Genomic DNA, 18584 nt, shown 5'->3' with positions numbered 1-18584 from the left:
TGGGTGGATGCATAACCGGCTATGTCTTAAGCGGCTGCAAGTATTGATTTTGGCTCTTCTGCGTAATTGATTGGCCCCAGTTTCTCATTGGGGTTGTTTTGTTATGTCTATCGAAGATCCGCGCATTTCCGCTACTGCAAGCGAAAACGTCTCGCACGACTTCCGTCAGGACATTCATGAAGACGCAAGTATTGACGTTTCTGCTGCACAGGGTGTCGAAGTTGCACAGGTCGACAATAGCCAACAGCCCGAGAAGACCGACCGCGTGCCGGCGGCTCCGCAGACGATAGCCGCCAACGCTCATCCAGCCGAAATCGTCCCGGATCAGAACAATGTTGCGCATCTCCCCGCTGACGTGTCGATCGACGACATCCGCGTCGAAGGCAACAACCTGGTGCTTGTCCAGGCCGATGGCACGGAGATTGTGATCGTCAACGGCGCCCTGCATGTGCCGACCTTCCTGCTCGGCGAAGTCGAGCTGCCGCAGCAGGCCGTGATCGCCGCGCTCGAGCAGAACAACATCAACGTCGCCGCGGGTCCCGACGGCTCCTATTCGGCAAGTGCCTCCGCCCCGAGCTCCGGTGCCGATTTCCAGGACACCATCCAGCAGGATCCGAACGACCCGACCCAGCTCGCGCAGCTGCTGGCCGACACCCAGCAGCCCGATCCGGGTCTCGGCGACCGCCGGGAACTGTTCGATGACCAGCCAACCATTTCCGCTGACCGGACGACAAACCTCAGCCTGACGGAAACGGAAGGCGCAGAAGGTGGCTTCGAGACGCAAACCGTCAACGGCATATTCGGGTTCGACGGTGGCGCTGATGTCGGGGAGATCACCGCGGTCAAGCTTGCCGATTCGCTCAACATGGTTGAGGGCACGCAGAACGGGACGCACATTGACCTGATGTCCGACGGCAAGCCGGTCGTCATCACCGTCGATGGTCTGACGATCACCGGCAGCGTCGATGGCCAGCCGGTCTTCGTCCTGACCGTTACGAACGCGGCAACCGGCGCCTTCACCTTTACGCAATTCGCTCCGCTCGATCACCCGGACAAGGGCGAGGCAGGCGTCAATGATATCCTGCGCCTTCAGTTCAGCTACACCGTCACCGACAAGGACGGTGACCAGGCCACCGGCGTCGCCTCGATCGACATCAACGACGATGGTCCGAGCACCGGCGACGGTGTTGGCCCGAGCGCGATCAACGAGTCCGACCTGCTTTCCGGCGAAGGAAACAACGCAAGCGTTCACGACGTATCGCTCGGCATTCACTGGGGCGCCGATGCTGGCGCGCATCGCGATCTGACGTTCTCGACAGCGCAGGACCAGCTCGGCGGTCTGAAGTCCGATGGCCAGACGATTCAGTTCGCGATCTCCCCCGACGGCCACACGCTGACCGGCTTCATCGGCGAAGGCGAGGGCCGCACCGAAGTCTTGGTCGTCAAGCTTGATCCGACAGCTCCGAACGGCGCCTACAGCTTCACGCTGCTGCAACCCCTCGATCATCCGCAGAACTCTGAAACCGGCAACACGCAGCTCGACCTGCATTTCAACTTCGTGGCGAGCGACGCCGACGGCGACACTGCGAACGGTTCGTTCGCGGTCGATGTCAACGATGACACGCCGACAGCGGATTATTCCGGCACGGTCACGATCACGGAAGACGGCACCAACGGTGCTTTCACGCCGCAGTCGGCGAAAGGCACACTGGTATTCAACGGCGGCGCTGACGGCGCGGTTGTGACCGATCTGACGTTCCGCACGTCGATCGACATGGACAATTCGAACAGCTATCCGCCACTAAGCTCGCATGGCGTCGCGCTGACCTACACGACGACGACCGTCAACGGCGTGATCACACTGACAGCCTCCGCCGGCAACACCGTGGTCTTCACGCTGACCGCCAACCAGGCGACTGGCGCCTATGAATACAAGCAGTTCGCCTCGATCGATCATCCTGTAAAGAGCGACGACCTTCGCCTGGTATTCGACTTTGCGGTTACCGACGGTGACGGCGACAAGACCGCCTGGAACACCGGCACGGTGCAGGTCGATATCCACGACGACGTGCCGACGATCAATGGAGCCGTCCAGGCGGTCAACCTGCTCGCCAACGGCAATTTTGCGGCCGGCACTTGGGAACAGCACAGCGATTGGGGTGGCCCTCTTGGCGGAGCGGCCAACGCTGATATCGGCTGGAAGGTCGACGGTACCGGCAGCGTGCAGCTTGAACGCGTTGGCAGCGGCTATTTGGGCATGACGACATCCAATGGCGCGCCGATGGTCGACATGGGATCGTCCCCGGGCAACACAACGATTTCCCAGGATATATCGGGGCTTGCCGAGGGGCAGACCTACAAGCTGAGCTTCCAGGCAGGATCGCCGAGTCCTGTATCCTCGGGGCTGGAAGTCTATTGGAACAACAAGCTGGTCTACACCTACTCGCCGACCTCCTCGATGAAGTCGATCGATCTCGACCTTACGGCGATCGGCGGTACCAATACGCTGACATTCAAGGAAGTCGGCAATAGCTCCGACAACACCGGCACCTACCTCGCAAATGTCAGCCTGACAGGGAGCACGACCGCTGCCGTCTTCACAGGTGCGGCAGGCGAAGACGACGTGATGTCCTTCAAGCTGGCGGCCGGCGAGCAGTTCAACTTCGGCGCGGACGGCGCTGGCAAGGTGGTGCTGGGAACCGCAACCGTTGCGTCGGCGGCAGGCATCGCCCTGACGCTCCATGCCGAGGACTATTTCTATCAGAACGGCGCAATCGTCATCAAAGCTGGTGTCTTCGATTCGCTGAATGGCGGCGAAATTGCCACCGTCACCGTTCCCTTCACCGTGATTGACTCCGATGGCGACAGCAAGACCGGCGTCTATCAGATCCAGATTACCGGTGTGAACGATACGGCGTCCATCTCGGGCGTTGCTGCCGGTACCGTTGTCGAGGACGGTCAGCTTCAAGCCAACGGCCTGCTCTCGGTCAAGGATGTCGATCACGGCGAAAATCATTTCCAGACGCCTTCGTCGCTTGCGGGCCAGTACGGCATTTTCAGCTTCAACCCGGCAACGGGGGCATGGAACTATACGCTCAACAATGGGCTCGCTCAGTCGCTTGGTCAGGGAGCGCATTTCAACGAGACGCTGACGGTGACCTCCGCTGACGGCACCGCGACGCAGACGATTACGGTGACTGTCAACGGCACCAACGACGCGCCGCAGCTCTCCGCGATTACCGGCTGGACCTTCAAGGATACGGCCGGCGACGACACGTTTGCGCCCGTGGTCGGTCAGCTGCAGTCCTCCGACGTCGATGTCGGCGATTCCGCCACCTATGGCATCAGCGGTACCGGTGTCGTCACGGGCAATTTTGCCGGTGGCTATAACATCGAAAAGGTGGGGACCTACGGCACGCTCTATCTCAACAGCGCGACGGGCGCCTATTCCTACGTGCCGAATGATGGCGCGATCGAAGCACTGAAGAACGGCGCAACGGAAAACTTCACGCTGACGGTGACCGATGGCGCCGGCGCCAGCGACAGCAAGACGCTGACGATCACGCTCGACGGCACCAACGATACTCCCGTCGCGGTCGCCGACACCAACATGGTGAAGGAAGCCGGCGTCGGGACGTTGGGCGACTGGAAGGCCGAAGGCAATGTCCTGAGCAACGACTCGGACCGTGATGCCGGCGACACAAAGGTCGTCTCGGACCTCAAGGACGCAGACATCCATGCCTTTGGCGTCTTCGTCAAGAACGGCGACTACGGCGTCCTGGAGCTCAACAGGAACGGCTCATATACATACATCCTCAACAACTTCGACAAGGATACGAATCGTCTTGCTCAGGGTGAAACCGCCCACGAGACCTTCACTTACACGGTAAGGGACGCGTCCGGCGCCATCTCGACGACCACCCTGACGATCGAGATCAAGGGAACCAACGACGCGCCGAGCGCCGACTTCCAGTACAATACGGTCAAGGAGGGGATTTCGACCGCGGATAGCTCCGTCGCGACCGGCAACCTGCTTAACGGCGCGTCGGACGTTGATCACGGTGCGGTCCTGACGGTTGCGGGCGTCGATGGAAAGAGCAATGGCTCGACGGGCGTTGCGGGCGACTATGGCAAGCTCACCTGGGATGCGTCTACCGGCACGTACAGCTACGCGCTAGACAACACGAAAGCATCCGTGCAGGCGCTGGCGGCGGGCGAAGTGCGCTATGAGACATTCTCCTTCACGATCAAGGACGAATGGGGTGCAACCGATACCAAGACGCTAAGGATCAAGATCACCGGCACGAACGACGCGCCTGTCATCGCCGACAGTCATGCGACGGGCGCTGTGATCGAAATGGGCATGGACGTGACGGGAACCGCCCGCGGCGTAAACTCCGTTTCCGATACGCTCGTAAAGACCGACGTCGACTCGGACGACAAGCCCTCGAACGACAATTGGTCGGTTGTTGCAGGCAACGGACAGACGCCATCCGATCAGACGAGCGTTGTTACCGCCTACGGCACCTTCAAGGTTGATCAGGCGGGCAAGTGGACCTACACGCTGAACGATTCCAGTGCGGCAACGCAGGGTCTCGCGCTTGGCGAGACGCGGACCGAGACATTCACGGTCAAGGTGACCGACAGCCACAACGCGAGCGACACGCAGACCGTCACGGTAACGATTACCGGATCGAACGACGCGCCCGTGCTCACAACGGCGAACGCCGGTGCAACGCTGACCGAAGCGCCCAACGCCACTGGCTCGAACTCCGAGCAGAAGGCGTCAGGCAGCCTGACGTTTACCGATGTCGATCTCAACGACGTCGGCCACACAGCCACTGTCACCGGCGTTGACGCTGCCGACACGAAGACCGGTCTGCCCTCCAACCTGATGTCGTTCTTCAAGATCGACTCGGTGACGAAGGCAGCGGGCAGCACGGCCGGCGAGATCAAGTGGACGTTCTCTGCTCCGGACAAGACGTTCGACTATCTCGGCGCGAACGATCACGTCACGCTGAAATACACCGTCCTCCTCAACGACGGCGACGGCGGCAAGGTTAGCCAGGTCGTCACGATCGTCATCAACGGCACGAACGACGCGCCGGTCATTACCGGCGGCTCGACGAGCGACTGGGTCGTCGAGCACGGTTACAACTGGCTCGGCTTGCCGCGCGGCGAGAGCACTGCCAGCGGCACTCTCACAAAGACCGACGCTGACCTCGACGACAACAGCTCGAACGACTCCTGGTCGATCACGCCTCGCGCCGGCCAGGTCGTTGACGGAGGCTCTGTCAAGGGTCTCTACGGATCGATATCGGTCGATGCCAATGGCAAATGGACCTACACGCTCGACAATACGCTGGCCTCGACGCAAAGCCTCGCCCTGGATAAGACGGCCAGCGAGAAATTCGATGTGACAGTCACGGACAGCCACGGTGCGACCGCCATCAAGACGATCACCGTCGATATCCTCGGATCGAACGACGCGCCTGTCATCGCGGATTCCCATGCAACTGGCAGCATCATCGAAGCGGGTGTCGGCACGAACGGCATTGCGACGATTTCCGATACGCTCGTGAAGTCGGATGTCGACTCCGACGACAATGCGGCCAACGATTTCTGGGGTGTCGGCAACCCTTGGCTGACCACGGACAACGGCAAGTATGGTTCCCTTTCGATAGACCAGGCCGGCAAGTGGACCTACACGCTCGACAACAGCCGTTCGGATACGCAGGGCCTGTCTGCGGGCAAGGTTGTCACCGAGACCTTCCAGGTGTGGGTCACCGACAGCCATGGCGAAAGGGATGTGCAGAACGTTGTCATCACCATTACCGGCACGAACGATGCGCCGGTCATTACCGGCGGCACGACGAGCGCAACGGTCACTGAGGCCGGCGCCGGCACCAATGGCGATGCGAGCGAGAGCGGCACGCTGACCAAGACGGACGTCGACAGCGACGACAACAGCGGCAACGACAGCTGGTCGGTGGTCGCCTCCGGCAGCCAGACTCAGGACGGCTCCTCGGTGAAGGGTGTCTACGGCAAGCTTTCCGTCGACCAGGCCGGCAAGTGGACCTACACGCTCGACAACGGCCTGCCGGCAACCCAGGCTCTGAAGAACGGCGACAATAAGCTTGAAACCTTCACGGTTCAGGTCACCGATAGCCACGGCGCAACCGACACCCAAACCGTTACCATCACGGTGCGTGGAACGAACGATGCTCCGGTCGCCAACGACGACACCTTCACGGCAAGCGAAGACGGCGTTTCCTCTCATGCTTCGTCGGGGAGCCCGCTGGTAGTCGGCAACGTTCTCGCCAACGACACGGATGTCGACAGCGCCAGCCTGAACGTCACTGGCATTTCGAACGTGACGGTCAATACCGCCAGCGGCACCGGCCTGACGCTTTCTGTGGCGAGCGAAGGAAACGGCGTCTACAAGATCGCCACGAACTTCGGCGACGCCCACATGTCCGTCGGCTCGAATGGCGACGTCAAGATCTGGTCCGACAGCGGTGAGGATCCGTTCAAGGCGCTGGGTGTCAACGAGACCGCGACCATCAAGTTCAACTACACGGTTTCCGACGGCAGCAGCAGCGACACGGCGAGCGCGACCATCACGGTCCAGGGCTCCAACGACAACCCGGTGGCTGTCGATGACACGACGCTGGGCGGCGTTGCGGCCACCTATCGCGACAACTTCAACAATTCCGGAACGGACGGCTGGACCTTCGTCAAGCTCTCGGGCAATCCGAGCTGGTCGATGAACGGCAGCAGCCTCGTCGAGCGGACCGACTCGTCCTCCAATGACGGCAACGGCATCGCGCTCGCACCGGCAAACAGCCTGCCGGCCGGCAGCAAGTCCTACACGATCGAAGTCGATGGCGATCCAAACACCGGCAATGGCAACCCCAAGTCCAACCAGGCGCTTGGCGTGGTCTTCGGCTATCAGGACTCGACCCACTACTACCGCGCCTACTGGAAGGATTTCGGCACCGAGTACGCCGACGAGGGCACCCACCGCGATCTCGTTCTCGAGCGCGTGGATGGCAATCAGGTCACGGTCCTCGACATTGTCGACAAGGCCAACCTCGGTCCCAACACGATACACTTCAAGGTCGAGGTGGATGGCGACGGTATCAATGTCACGGTGCAAGGCAACGGCCAGCCCGTCGTTCTCCATAGCTCCGACGTTCCGGCGCTCGGCGGATACGGCGTGTACACTGATGACAACGATGACGGCATTGCCTACGACAACTTCACGGCATCGACCGGCGGCGGCCCGATCACGACCGCCGAGGACACCTCGCTGACGATCAAGGCTGCCGACCTGCTGGCGAATGACAGCGATGTCGACGGCGACACGCTGAGCCTCGTCAGCGTCAGCGGCGCCTCCGCGCACGGCGGTACGGTAACGCTGAACAACGGCGTCATCACCTACAACCCTGCCGCCAACTACAACGGCAAGGATACGTTTACCTACACCGTCAACGACGGCCATGGCGGCACCGCGACGGCAACAGTCACCGTCAATGTCACGCCGGTCAACGACGCGCCGACGGCGGTCACCCTGACGGGCGTCGTTTCCTCCATCGACGAAAACACGGTCATCGGAGCCGGCATCAAGGTCGCGACGCTCGGTGTTGTCGACGACGAGCAGGGCACCAACAACTACTCGCTTTCGGGCGCCGACGCGGCTTCCTTCGCGATCAAGAACGGCAACCTCTATTATGTCGGTGGGTCGCCGAACTTCGAGGCGAAGTCGTCCTACAGCGTCACGGTCAACGTCAACGATCCTACCGTCGGTGGTCCGATCGACGCATCGGCGAACTTCACGCTCAACGTCAACGATGTCAACGAAGCGCCGACGGCGGTGACCTTCTCGAATGTCGTCACATCGATCGACGAGAACACCGCAGTCGGTCCCGATGGCATCAAGGTTGCGACGCTCGGCGTGGTCGACGATGCGCTCGGCACCAATGGCTACTCGCTTTCGGGCGCCGACGCGGCATCCTTCGCGATCAAGAACGGCGCTCTCTATTACGTGGGCACCTCACCGAACTTCGAGGCGAAGTCGTCCTACGACGTCACGGTCAATGTGAACGATCCGACCGTCGGTGGTCCGGTCGATGCGTCGAAGAACTTCACGCTTGTTATCAACAACGTCAACGAGGCACCTGTCGGCGTCAACGACGAAAACGCGGTGCTGGAGAACAAGACCGTCGTTTCGAGCCAGAGCGTGCTTGCGAACGATACAGACCCGGATGCCGGCGATACCGGTCATCTCGCGGTCAGCGCCATCAAGGGCTTCAATGACGGCGTCGCTGCGTCCGTCACCGCGGCCGGCACTGTCAGCCATGGAAAGTATGGTGATCTGGTCATCAAGGCTGACGGCACCTACCAATACACGGCGAACGCTCTCGCCGCCGAGGTGCTTCCGAAGGGTGCTCAGGTCGACGATACCTTCACCTACACGGTCAAGGATCCGTCCGGACTGACGTCCACGGCAACCCTGACCATTCACGTCACGGGCGATAACAATATTCCGCTTGTCGGGGTCATCTCGCCTGTGAACGACGTCAATGAGCTGCCGGATGCCCATGCCCAGGCTGTCAATGTTTCAGGACAGCTGATGGTTGCGGATTTCGACGTCGGCGATACCGAAACGCCCTCCGTGACCGGCGCTACGGCAACATGGACCGGCGGTGTCCTGACGCCGGAGCTTGCGGCCGCCCTTACCAACGCAGCTGCCCTGACCTTCGGATCGTCGCCGATCTCGAACGGCAGCGTCTCGCTCATCAACTGGAGCTACCATCCGGGCGCACAGAACCTCGATTTCCTGGGCGCTGGTCAGACGATTACGATCAAGTACGACATCCAGGTCAGCGACGGCACGACCGCGACCCCATCCTCGATTACCGTTGTCATCCATGGCACCAACGACGCGGCGGTTATCGGCGGCACGACGACGGCCAGCCTGACGGAAACCGACGCGCCGCTGAGCACATCGGGACAGCTGACGATCACCGACGTCGACAGTGCTGCGACCTTCGTGCCGCAGACGGACGTTGCCGGCACGAACGGCTACGGCAAGTTCACGATCACCGCGAACGGCGCCTGGACCTATGTAGCCAACTCGGCGCACAACGAGTTCGTCGCCGGCCAGCACTACACCGACAGCGTGACGGTGACGTCCGCCGACGGCACGACGACGACGCTGAAGGTCGACATTCTCGGCACCAACGACGCAGCGGTCATCGGCGGCACGACCTCCGTCAATCTGACGGAAACCGACGTTCCGCTGAGCACATCAGGACAGCTGACGATCACCGACGTCGACAGTGCGGCGACCTTCGTGCCGCAGACGGACGTTGCCGGCACGAACGGCTACGGCAAGTTCACGATCACCGCGAACGGCGCCTGGACCTATGTAGCCAACTCGGCGCACAACGAGTTCGTCGCCGGCCAGCACTACACCGACAGCGTGACGGTGACGTCCGCCGACGGCACGACGACGACGCTGAAGGTCGACATTCTCGGCACCAACGACGCAGCGGTCATCGGCGGCACGACCTCCATCAATCTGACGGAAACCGACGCTCCGCTGAGCACATCAGGACAGCTGACGATCACCGACGTCGACAGTGCTGAGACCTTCGTACCGCAGACCGACGTTGCCGGCACGAACGACTACGGCAAGTTCACGATCACCGCGAACGGCGCCTGGACCTACGTGGCCAACACGGCGCACAACCAGTTCGTCGCCGGCCAGCACTACACCGACAGCGTGACGGTGACGTCTGCCGACGGCACGACAACGACGGTGACGGTCGATATCCTCGGCACCAACGACGCGGCAGTTATCGGCGGCACGACCTCGGTCAACCTGACAGAAACCGACGCGCCGCTGAGCACATCAGGACAGCTGACGATCGCCGACGTCGACAGTGCTGCGACCTTCGTGGCGCAGACGGACGTTGCCGGCTCGAACGGCTACGGCAAGTTCACGATCACCGCGGGCGGCGCCTGGACCTATGTGGCCAACTCGGCGCACAACGAGTTCGTCGCCGGCCAGCACTATACCGATAGCGTGACGGTGACGTCTGCGGACGGCACGACAACGACGGTGACGGTCGACATTCTCGGCACCAATGACGCGGCGGTGCTGACACCGGTCGTTGCCAACCTGACGGAAGGTGACACGGCGGCTGTGATTAGCACGTCCGGACAGCTGACGATCACTGACCCGGACAGCCCGGCCACCTTCGTGGCACAGAGCGACGTCTCCAACCCCGGCGGCTACGGCAAGTTCTCGATCGATACGAACGGCAACTGGACCTATACGGCCAATTCCGCGCATGACGAGTTCAAGGCGGGCCACACCTATCAGGAGGTATTCACGGTCTCCTCGGCAGATGGCACAACGACGACGGTGACGGTCAGCATCGGCGGAACCAATGATGCGCCGGAAACCAGCGCGGCATCGGGCAGCGGCATCGAGGATGCATCCTCGATCTCTGTTGCTCTGTCGGGAGGTGACATCGACGGCACGGTCGCATCCTACAAGATCAGCGACCTGCCGTCGAACGGCAAGCTCTACAGCGATGCGGGTCTGACGACCGAACTTCATGCTGGAGACACGGTAAGCGGCTCGACGGTCTATTTTGTGCCGGCCGCGAACTACAACGGCACGACAAGCTTCCATTACGCGGCAGTCGACGACAACGGCCTGGCCGACAGCACGCCGGCGACGGCGACGATCGCGGTGGCCTCGGTCAACGACGCGCCGGTCATCATCTCCAACGGCGGTGGCGATACCGCGGCCATTACGGTCGACGAGAACTCGACGTCGGTCACGACGGTGATGGCGACCGACGTCGATACGCCGGCAGCAAATCTGACCTATTCGATCGTTGGCGGAGACGACCAGAACCTGTTCAAGATCGACGGCTCCGGTAACCTGAGCTTCAAGGACGCGCCGGACTTCGAGCATCCGCTCGATAATGGCGCGAACAACATCTATAACGTCATCGTTCAGGTTTCCGACGGCAACAAGACCGACACCCAGACGCTCAATGTCACGGTCAAGGATCTCCAGGAAAACGTTGCGCCGGTCCTGACTCTGTCGAATAGCGCTTATGTCCTCGATCAGTTCAACCAGCAGGCCTACAACGGCAACGACGGTACCGCGAACTGGAAGACGGACTGGATCGAGTACGGTGAAGACAGCGGCAACGCTGCTACGACCGGCGATGTCCGGGTGAGCAATGGCGCCTTGCTTCTTACCGATACGGATGCAGAGGTCGACACTTTCGGCGATTTTGTCCAGCGTACGGTAGACCTTACGGGCGCGACCCAGGCGACGCTGACCTTCGATTATAAGCGGGTCAGCATGGAGTCCAGCGATGCCATCCATGTGCAGGTGTTGAACAGCAGCGGTAACTGGGTGGAGGTGGCGACCGTCAGCGGTAATGGTCAGGATGACGCAGGCTACACGACTGTAACCGTCAATCTTTCGGCCTACATCTCGTCCGCGACCACGATCCGCTTCTACTCAAATGACGATATCGATGACGGCGACAAGGTCTTCATCGACAACGTCAAGATCGAATACACGACGACGCCGACGTTCATCGAAGGCGGTTCGGCTGTTGCGGTCGTTACCAACGCCGTGATTGCCGATGCCGACGCCAACATGAGCTCGGCCACCGTCAAGCTGACCAACGGCCAGGCAGGCGACGTGCTTTCGATCGCCGGCCAGGCAACCACGACCGGCACGATCGGCGGTATCGCCTACAGCATCAGCGGCAACACCGTTACCTTCACCGGTTCTGCCACCAAGGCTGCTTACGAAGCTGCGATCGAAGCCGTCCGCTTTGCGAACAGCTCGGAAAACCCGAACGGCGCTGACCGTACCTTCCAGGTTGTGGTCAACGACGGTCTGAACTCCAATACCGCGACGGCGATCGTCCACGTGACGGGTGTCAACGACGCGCCGGTCAATACGGTTCCGGGCTCCGCGGTCACGGCGGCGGAAGAAACCAGCACGGCGATCACCGGCCTTTCCGTCTCCGACGTGGATGCCGGCTCCTCGACGCTGACGACGACGCTCTCGGTGGCGCACGGCACGCTGACGCTTGCAGCATTTAACGGTGCATCCGTGATCGGCAGCGGAACCGGCACCGTAACGCTGAGCGGCACGCTTGATCAGATCAATGCCGCGCTCGCCGGCAACAACGTCTCCTACAAGGGCGATCTGAACTACAGCGGTTCCGACACGCTGACGATGACGACCAGCGATGGCGGAAACACGGGCACCGGCGGCGTCAAGACCGACACCGATACGGTCTCGATCACGGTGACGCCGGTCAACGATGCTCCGGTGAACACCGTTCCGGCTGCGGCTGTCGCCGCGACCGAAGATACCAGCAAGGCGATCACCGGCCTGTCCGTCACCGACGTCGATGCGGGCTCCTCGATCGTCACGACGACGCTCTCGGTGCAGCATGGCACACTGACGCTCGGCGCGGTCGGCGGCGGCGCTTCGATCAGCGGCAACGGAAGCGATACCGTGACGTTGAGCGGCACCATTGCCCAGATCAATGCGTCCCTTTCCGGCAGCAACGTCTCATACAAGGGCGAGCTGAACTACAACGGCGCCGACACGCTGACGATGACGACCGACGACGGTGGCCACAACGGTTCCGGCGGCGCCAAGATCGACAGCGACACGGTCTCGATCACGGTGGGCGCGGTAAATGATGCTCCGGTCGTCTCGAACCTCGTCGTCACCGAGAGCGGCATCAAGTTCACGCTCACGGATCCGGACAGCTCCAGCTTTACGCTTGCTTCGCCGTTTGCCACCGCATTCGGCAGCAACCCCGGCCTCCATGTCGGCGACAACACTCTGACGCCGACGGCACAGACCAGTGTTCTCACCGGCACGCTGACTGTCAGCGACGGATCAGCCAGCGACGATGTCGTCAACGTCATTCTCGGCAAGAGCGGCGGCGACACGATCGCTGCGGCTGCGGGCTCCAGCTCGACAGCAATCTATGGCTTCGAAGGAAGCGATACTTTGACGGGCGGCAACAGCGCCGACTGGCTATTTGGTGGGGATGGAGATGACACGCTCATCGGCGCGAGCAACGACATCGTTTTCGACGGTGGAGCTGGCACGGATACACTGAAGGTCGCGAGCGGCTTCACCAGTGGGAGCGATGGACAGATCGTTGGTATCGAAAACGTCGTGCTGACATCGAACGGCGCGTTGAACCTCTCCAACCAGACCGAAGACCTTGTCATCACCGGCTCCAGCGGCAATGACACGATCACGGGTGGCAGCGGCAACGATACGATCAGCGGCGGCGGCGGCACCGACACCTTTATCGGCGGCGATGGCATAGACTCGCTTCTGGTTGCAGGCGGCTTCGCTAGCTCCAACAACAATCAGATCCAGACTATCGAAAAGGTTACCCTGACCTCGGCCGGCATCCTCAATCTGTCCAATCAGACGGAAGACCTCATTATCACTGGTTCCAGTGGCAACGACACGATCACCGGCGGCAGCGGCAACGACACCATCACAGGCGGTGGCGGCACCGACACCTTCGTCGGTGGAAGTGGTACCGATACGCTCTTGGTCGCCGGCGGCTTCGTCAGCGCGAATAACAATCAGATCCAGACCATCGAGAAAGTCACGCTGACCTCGGCCGGTATCCTGAATCTGTCCAATCAGACGGAAAGCCTCGTTATCACTGGCTCCAGTGGCAATGACACGATCACCGGCGGTAGCGGCAACGACACCATCACGGGCGGCGGCGGCAACGACACCTTCGTCGGTGGAAGCGGTACTGACACGCTCCTGGTTGCTGGCGGCTTCATTAGCTCGAGCGACATTCAGGTCCAGACGATTGAGAATGTCACCCTGACGTCCAGCGGCACGTTGAACCTCTCCAACCAGAGCGAAGGATTGGTCATCACCGGCTCCACCGGCAACGACACGATCATTGGCGGTAGTGGCGACGATACGATCAACGGCAACGGCGGCGTAGATACTTTCACCGGCGGGAACGGCACTGATACGCTTCTGGTCGCAGGTGAATTTGCCAGCACGAGCAACAGTCAGATCCAGACCATCGAAAAGGTGACGCTCACATCGAGCGGTATTCTGGATCTCTCCAATCAGACCGAGGGATTGGTCCTCACCGGCTTTACTGGCACGGACACGATCACAGGTGGCAGCGGCAGCGATACAGTAATCGGTGGCAGCGGTAGCGACACGCTGAGAGGTGGCGACGGCAACGATACGTTCGTTTTCGACCTGAACGATACCGGCTTCGATACGGTCAAGGATTTCACGAGTGGCGACACTCTGAAGTTCCTCAATTTCGACCTGGCTAACCAGAGTTCCGGAGGCATATCGAGCATTGTCACTGTTACTGATGCAACTCTTGGAAACTCGTCCGGTGACCAAAGTATCAGCGGTGCGGATCTCGTTGTCTTCAACGTAACTGCAAGCTCGGCAAATTCGGAGGCCAAAATAGCGGATTTGCTGGATGGTCAGCGCAGCACGTTCAATGGCGGTGTTTTTGTGCTGGCTTATGACGCCAGCAATCATGTCGCCCTGTATTACAGTTCCGACGCAAACAGCGGCTCGACCAGCACTGTGAAGCTTGTTGCAGTCTTTGACAGCCTTACGAGCGTCACGGATGCCAATGCGCCGAAATTGATAAGCCAGTACTCCCTGCTGTCATCCGCCATCGACCCGATCATCCTCGACCTCGACCACAATGGCGTCGCCCTGACCACGCTCGATCACGGCGTCCAGTTCGACATCAATGCCGACGGCCACAAGGATCAGATCGCCTGGACGGCCGGCAGTGATGGCATCCTGGCCTACGACGTCGATGGCAACGGCAAGATCGACAACGGCAGCGAGATCTTCTCGCCGCACTTCGCCGGCGGCAGCTACGTCGATGGCCTGGCGGCGCTAGCGACTCTCGACAGCAACCATGACGGCAAGATCGATGCGGCCGACGAGGCTTTCTCGAAGCTCACCGTCTGGCAGGACCTGAACCACAACGGCATCACCGACAGCGGCGAACTCTCGAGCCTGGCGGATCATTCGATCAGCAGCATCTCCCTCGATGCGAACGCTGCAAACTCGGAGATCAACGGCCAGTCGATCCTTGCCGACGGCAGCTATACGCTGACGGACGGCTCGACCGGTCACTTCGTCGAGGTCGCCTTCGACACCACGCTTGGCGGCAGCGAAAACGGCAGCAATGCCTACTCGCTGATCGGCAGCGACGGTGACGACATCCTGTCGGGAGCCGGAGGCATGTACACGCTGACAGGCGGGGCAGGGGCTGATACCTTTGTTCTCGACGCCGATGCCCTTGCTGACGTCAAGCTCGCCGACGTGATCACCGACTACAAGGCCAGCGAAGGCGATACGCTCGATGTGTCGAAGCTTCTCGACAGCCTGCTCGGTCATCAGGCCACCGAAGCCGAGGCGCTCGCCAGCGTCAAGACGACGGTATCAGGTGCGGATACCGTGGTCAGCGTCAACGCCAATGGCGGCTGGCACGATGTGGCGGTTCTCCAGAACACCACGGAAGCGGTCAAGATCCTGTACGACGACAAGCACGATACGACGACGGCGCCGCACGTCGGCTGATGCTTGTATGAATCAGCGAAGGAAAAGGCGCCGCTTGGCGCCTTTTCTGCATTCTGGGCTTATCCACGAGCGGTCCACGGCCGAACGCACGTCCTCAGTCGTTGAAACAGAGAAATGGGCTTAGGCACGTCGCTCGTCGCGCGAGCCGCTGCCGGTCATGGGTTGATACCCGCGACCGCGACATCGGAATCGCTCGTTAGGGTGCTTGGCTACTCATTCCCGAGGTGTCGTGTGTGCTTGAAGTCGGCGGGTTCTTCACCGACCGCGTTCTGCCGCCGCTGGCATTGTTCTACCTAGAGAAACTGCGATAGGCCGGCGGATGTGGTCGAGAGCCGATGTCTTGAACGGTCGATTCTGGGCGAGACCGGCATTCACCGGTGCCCAAGCCAGCAACAAAAAAGGGCGCCATGTCGGCGCCCTTCGACTGGTTCTTGCGAACCGATCAGCTCAAGCTGCCGGCAGTCGTGACATCGGAATCGCCTCGTCGCTGTCGCCGCCGCGCTGCATGGCCATTTCGTCGGCGAGTTGGCGGATGTGGTTGAAATCCGTCGGCCCCTCGAAGACCGCGCCGCCGAGACGGATGCCGATGCTCATTGGGGTGCCTTCGTCAGAGAAGGACGCTTCCGCCACCCGCCGGCGGATACGGGTGCCGACATCTTGGGCGTTCTCGACGGTAGCGCCCGGCAGGAACACCCCGAGTTCGTTGGTGGCAAGACGGGCCACCAGGTCGCCCTTTCTGACCGAGGACTGGATGATGGCGGCCAGCGACTGCATGACCGTATCGGCCCATTGCGGGCCGTAGCGCCGACTGATCTCGTCCAGCGTATCGACGACCACGGCGATCATCACGCCGCCGGCGTCGGTGGCGATTCGCTTGCGTCGGTCGATGTAGTGTTCGACGGCCGCGGCAAAGGCCGTTCCGTTCAGCGTCTTCGTTACGGCGTCGTGGCGCGCAGTATAGTTAACGGCTTCCTGTAGTTTTTTGAGTTCGGCGACCTTGAACTGCAAGATCAAGAGCAGCGGAAATGCAACAAAAAGCGAAATTACGCTTGCGCCGACAAATCCCACCAAAATTGGTCGATCCGGCACGAGAAGGTTTAAGATAAGTAAAACGCCGACGGATCCGGCCGCGAAGCAGACAGCGCCGAGGGTGGCGATCCGAAGAGCTGAAACGATTGTGGCGGAAGAGTAACGCTGGCCTAGATTCATCGCGGTCATGTCCGTTTGAAAGTAGTACCAGATAAACAGGTCCGGGCAAAACCCCCGTTAAAAAATCCTGTAAAATTCTTGCTTTAGGCAGTTGTCCACCGCGATTAACTGTTTTGGCACGAATGCTCGCGGTCGCAATTGGAATGTGGAAAGATTGGTGTTACTTATTTGCCGAAGAACAGTCTTTGGTATACGGGTACGCCGTGTGAATCTTTGATGTTGAGGGGCATCGATCTTGTTTAAGGCCAAAAGAATTTTTGCAGCATTGTCTGCGACGGTTGCTTTAAGTTTTTCGTTTTATGCTGATGCCAATGCAATGTCTCTGCAGCAGGCCATCGAAAAGACGATGAAAACGAACCCGCAGATCTTGCAGGCTGCGAAGGATCGTGAAGCTGTCGAGTTTGAACTGCGCCAGGCGCGTGGTCTATACTTGCCTTCCGTAGATCTGGAGAGCGGGATCGGGCGACGTCGCCTGTCGAACGCCAGCTCCGGGTCGCTGCGAGATGATAGTGACTATCTGTCTCCGGGCGATGTTGGTGTGACGATCTCGCAGACACTATACGATGGTGGCAGCCGTCGCGCTCAAGTGCAGCAGCAGGCCTCGCGCGTCGATGGCGCTTCCTTTCGGGTCCTCGAACGCTCTGAGTCGCTCGCCCTCGAAGTGACGCAGGACTACCTGGAATACGTGCTCCAGAACCAGATCGTTGCAGCTGCAAAGCAGAACGTTGCCTTCCACTCGCAGATGGTCGGCGATATCGACGAAAGCATCAAGGGCGGCGCCCTGACGGATGCCGACCGCCTCCAGGGCAGCGAGCGTCTGCAGGCCGCCAAGGCGCGCCTGCGCGAAGCGCTGGAAGAGCTGGAGCAGACGAAGATCCGCTTCCTCCAGGTCGTCGGCGAGCCGATCACCAATACGCAGACGCCGCCATCGGTCGCCAAGTACGTTCCGAAGACACTGAACGATGCGGTGTTCGTCGCCGCCAAGAACAGCCCGCGCATCTATTCGGCCAATGCTGATGTCGATGCGGCCGATGCCGGCGTTCGTGGCGCGCGCGCCAACTACATGCCGAAGGTCAACCTCGAAGGCACCGCCCGCGTCGGCAACGATATCGACGGCGACGAAGGCAACACCAACGACTATCAGGTTCGCGTCGTTGCACGTTGGAACCTTTATCGCGGCGGCATCGATGTTGCTCGCGAGCAGGAGCAGATTCGCCGTGCCGGCGAGCAGCGTTACAATCTCGCCCAGGTGCAGCGCGAAGTCGAAGAGTCGGTCCGTTCTGCCTGGAATGAGCGCGTCAGCCGTGGCGAGCTATCCGGGATCCTCAACAAGCAGGCCTCGATCAACAACCAGCTCGTCGGCTCCTACCGCGAGCAGTTCAAGGTCGGCCAGCGCTCGTTGCTCGACGTGCTCGATGCGCAGAACACCCGCTTCAACACACAGGTTCTCGCCGACACCGCGCGCGTCGCGTCGCAGTTTGCCGAGTACAAGATCCTGGCGGCCTCGGGCAATCTGCTTCAGACGATGAAGCTGAAGCCGGTCGAGCAGTCCAAACCTTATGCGCGGGAAGAGTTTGTTGTCCCCGCGGGCGTCGCGAATCCCGGATACGTCGAGCTTGATTCTCATCAGAAAGCCGGCATGCCCCTGGACCTCCTAGCGCCAATTCGACAGCAGTAGTCGACATGGCCA

The 18584-nt window shown here is 60.8% G+C and carries 3 protein-coding genes; 2 read left to right on the top strand and 1 reads right to left on the bottom strand.

Annotated features, from left to right (window positions below; genetic code table 11):
* Positions 1 to 103: 103 nt before the first annotated feature.
* Positions 104 to 15685, top strand: a complete 15582-nt coding sequence (locus FHT77_RS01940) for a VCBS domain-containing protein (RefSeq protein WP_183752036.1) — start codon at positions 104 to 106, stop codon at positions 15683 to 15685.
* 447 nt (positions 15686 to 16132) lie between these two features.
* On the opposite strand, the gene FHT77_RS01935 is transcribed toward FHT77_RS01940, so the two are convergent.
* Positions 16133 to 16693: a GGDEF domain-containing protein gene (locus FHT77_RS01935; protein ID WP_246719626.1), complete on the bottom strand. Its 561-nt coding sequence runs from the start codon at positions 16691 to 16693 to the stop codon at positions 16133 to 16135.
* 517 nt (positions 16694 to 17210) lie between these two features.
* Here FHT77_RS01935 and FHT77_RS01930 point away from each other — a divergent pair.
* Positions 17211 to 18572, top strand: a complete 1362-nt coding sequence (locus FHT77_RS01930; RefSeq protein WP_183752032.1) for a TolC family outer membrane protein — start codon at positions 17211 to 17213, stop codon at positions 18570 to 18572.
* The last annotated feature ends 12 nt before the right edge of the window (positions 18573 to 18584 follow it).

Source organism: Rhizobium sp. BK181 (assembly GCF_014193305.1).
GTDB lineage: Bacteria > Pseudomonadota > Alphaproteobacteria > Rhizobiales > Rhizobiaceae > Rhizobium.
The sequence above is the reverse complement of the archived record's forward strand: the minus strand, read 5'-3'. Positions and strand labels throughout refer to the sequence as shown.

What these genes read in the sequence shown, in the direction of transcription:
- FHT77_RS01930 (WP_183752032.1), top strand. Translation starts at nt 17,211, where the DNA reads ATGTCTCTGCAGCAGGCCATCGAAAAGACGATGAAAACGAACCCGCAG.
- FHT77_RS01940 (WP_183752036.1), top strand. Translation starts at nt 104, where the DNA reads ATGTCTATCGAAGATCCGCGCATTTCCGCTACTGCAAGCGAAAACGTC.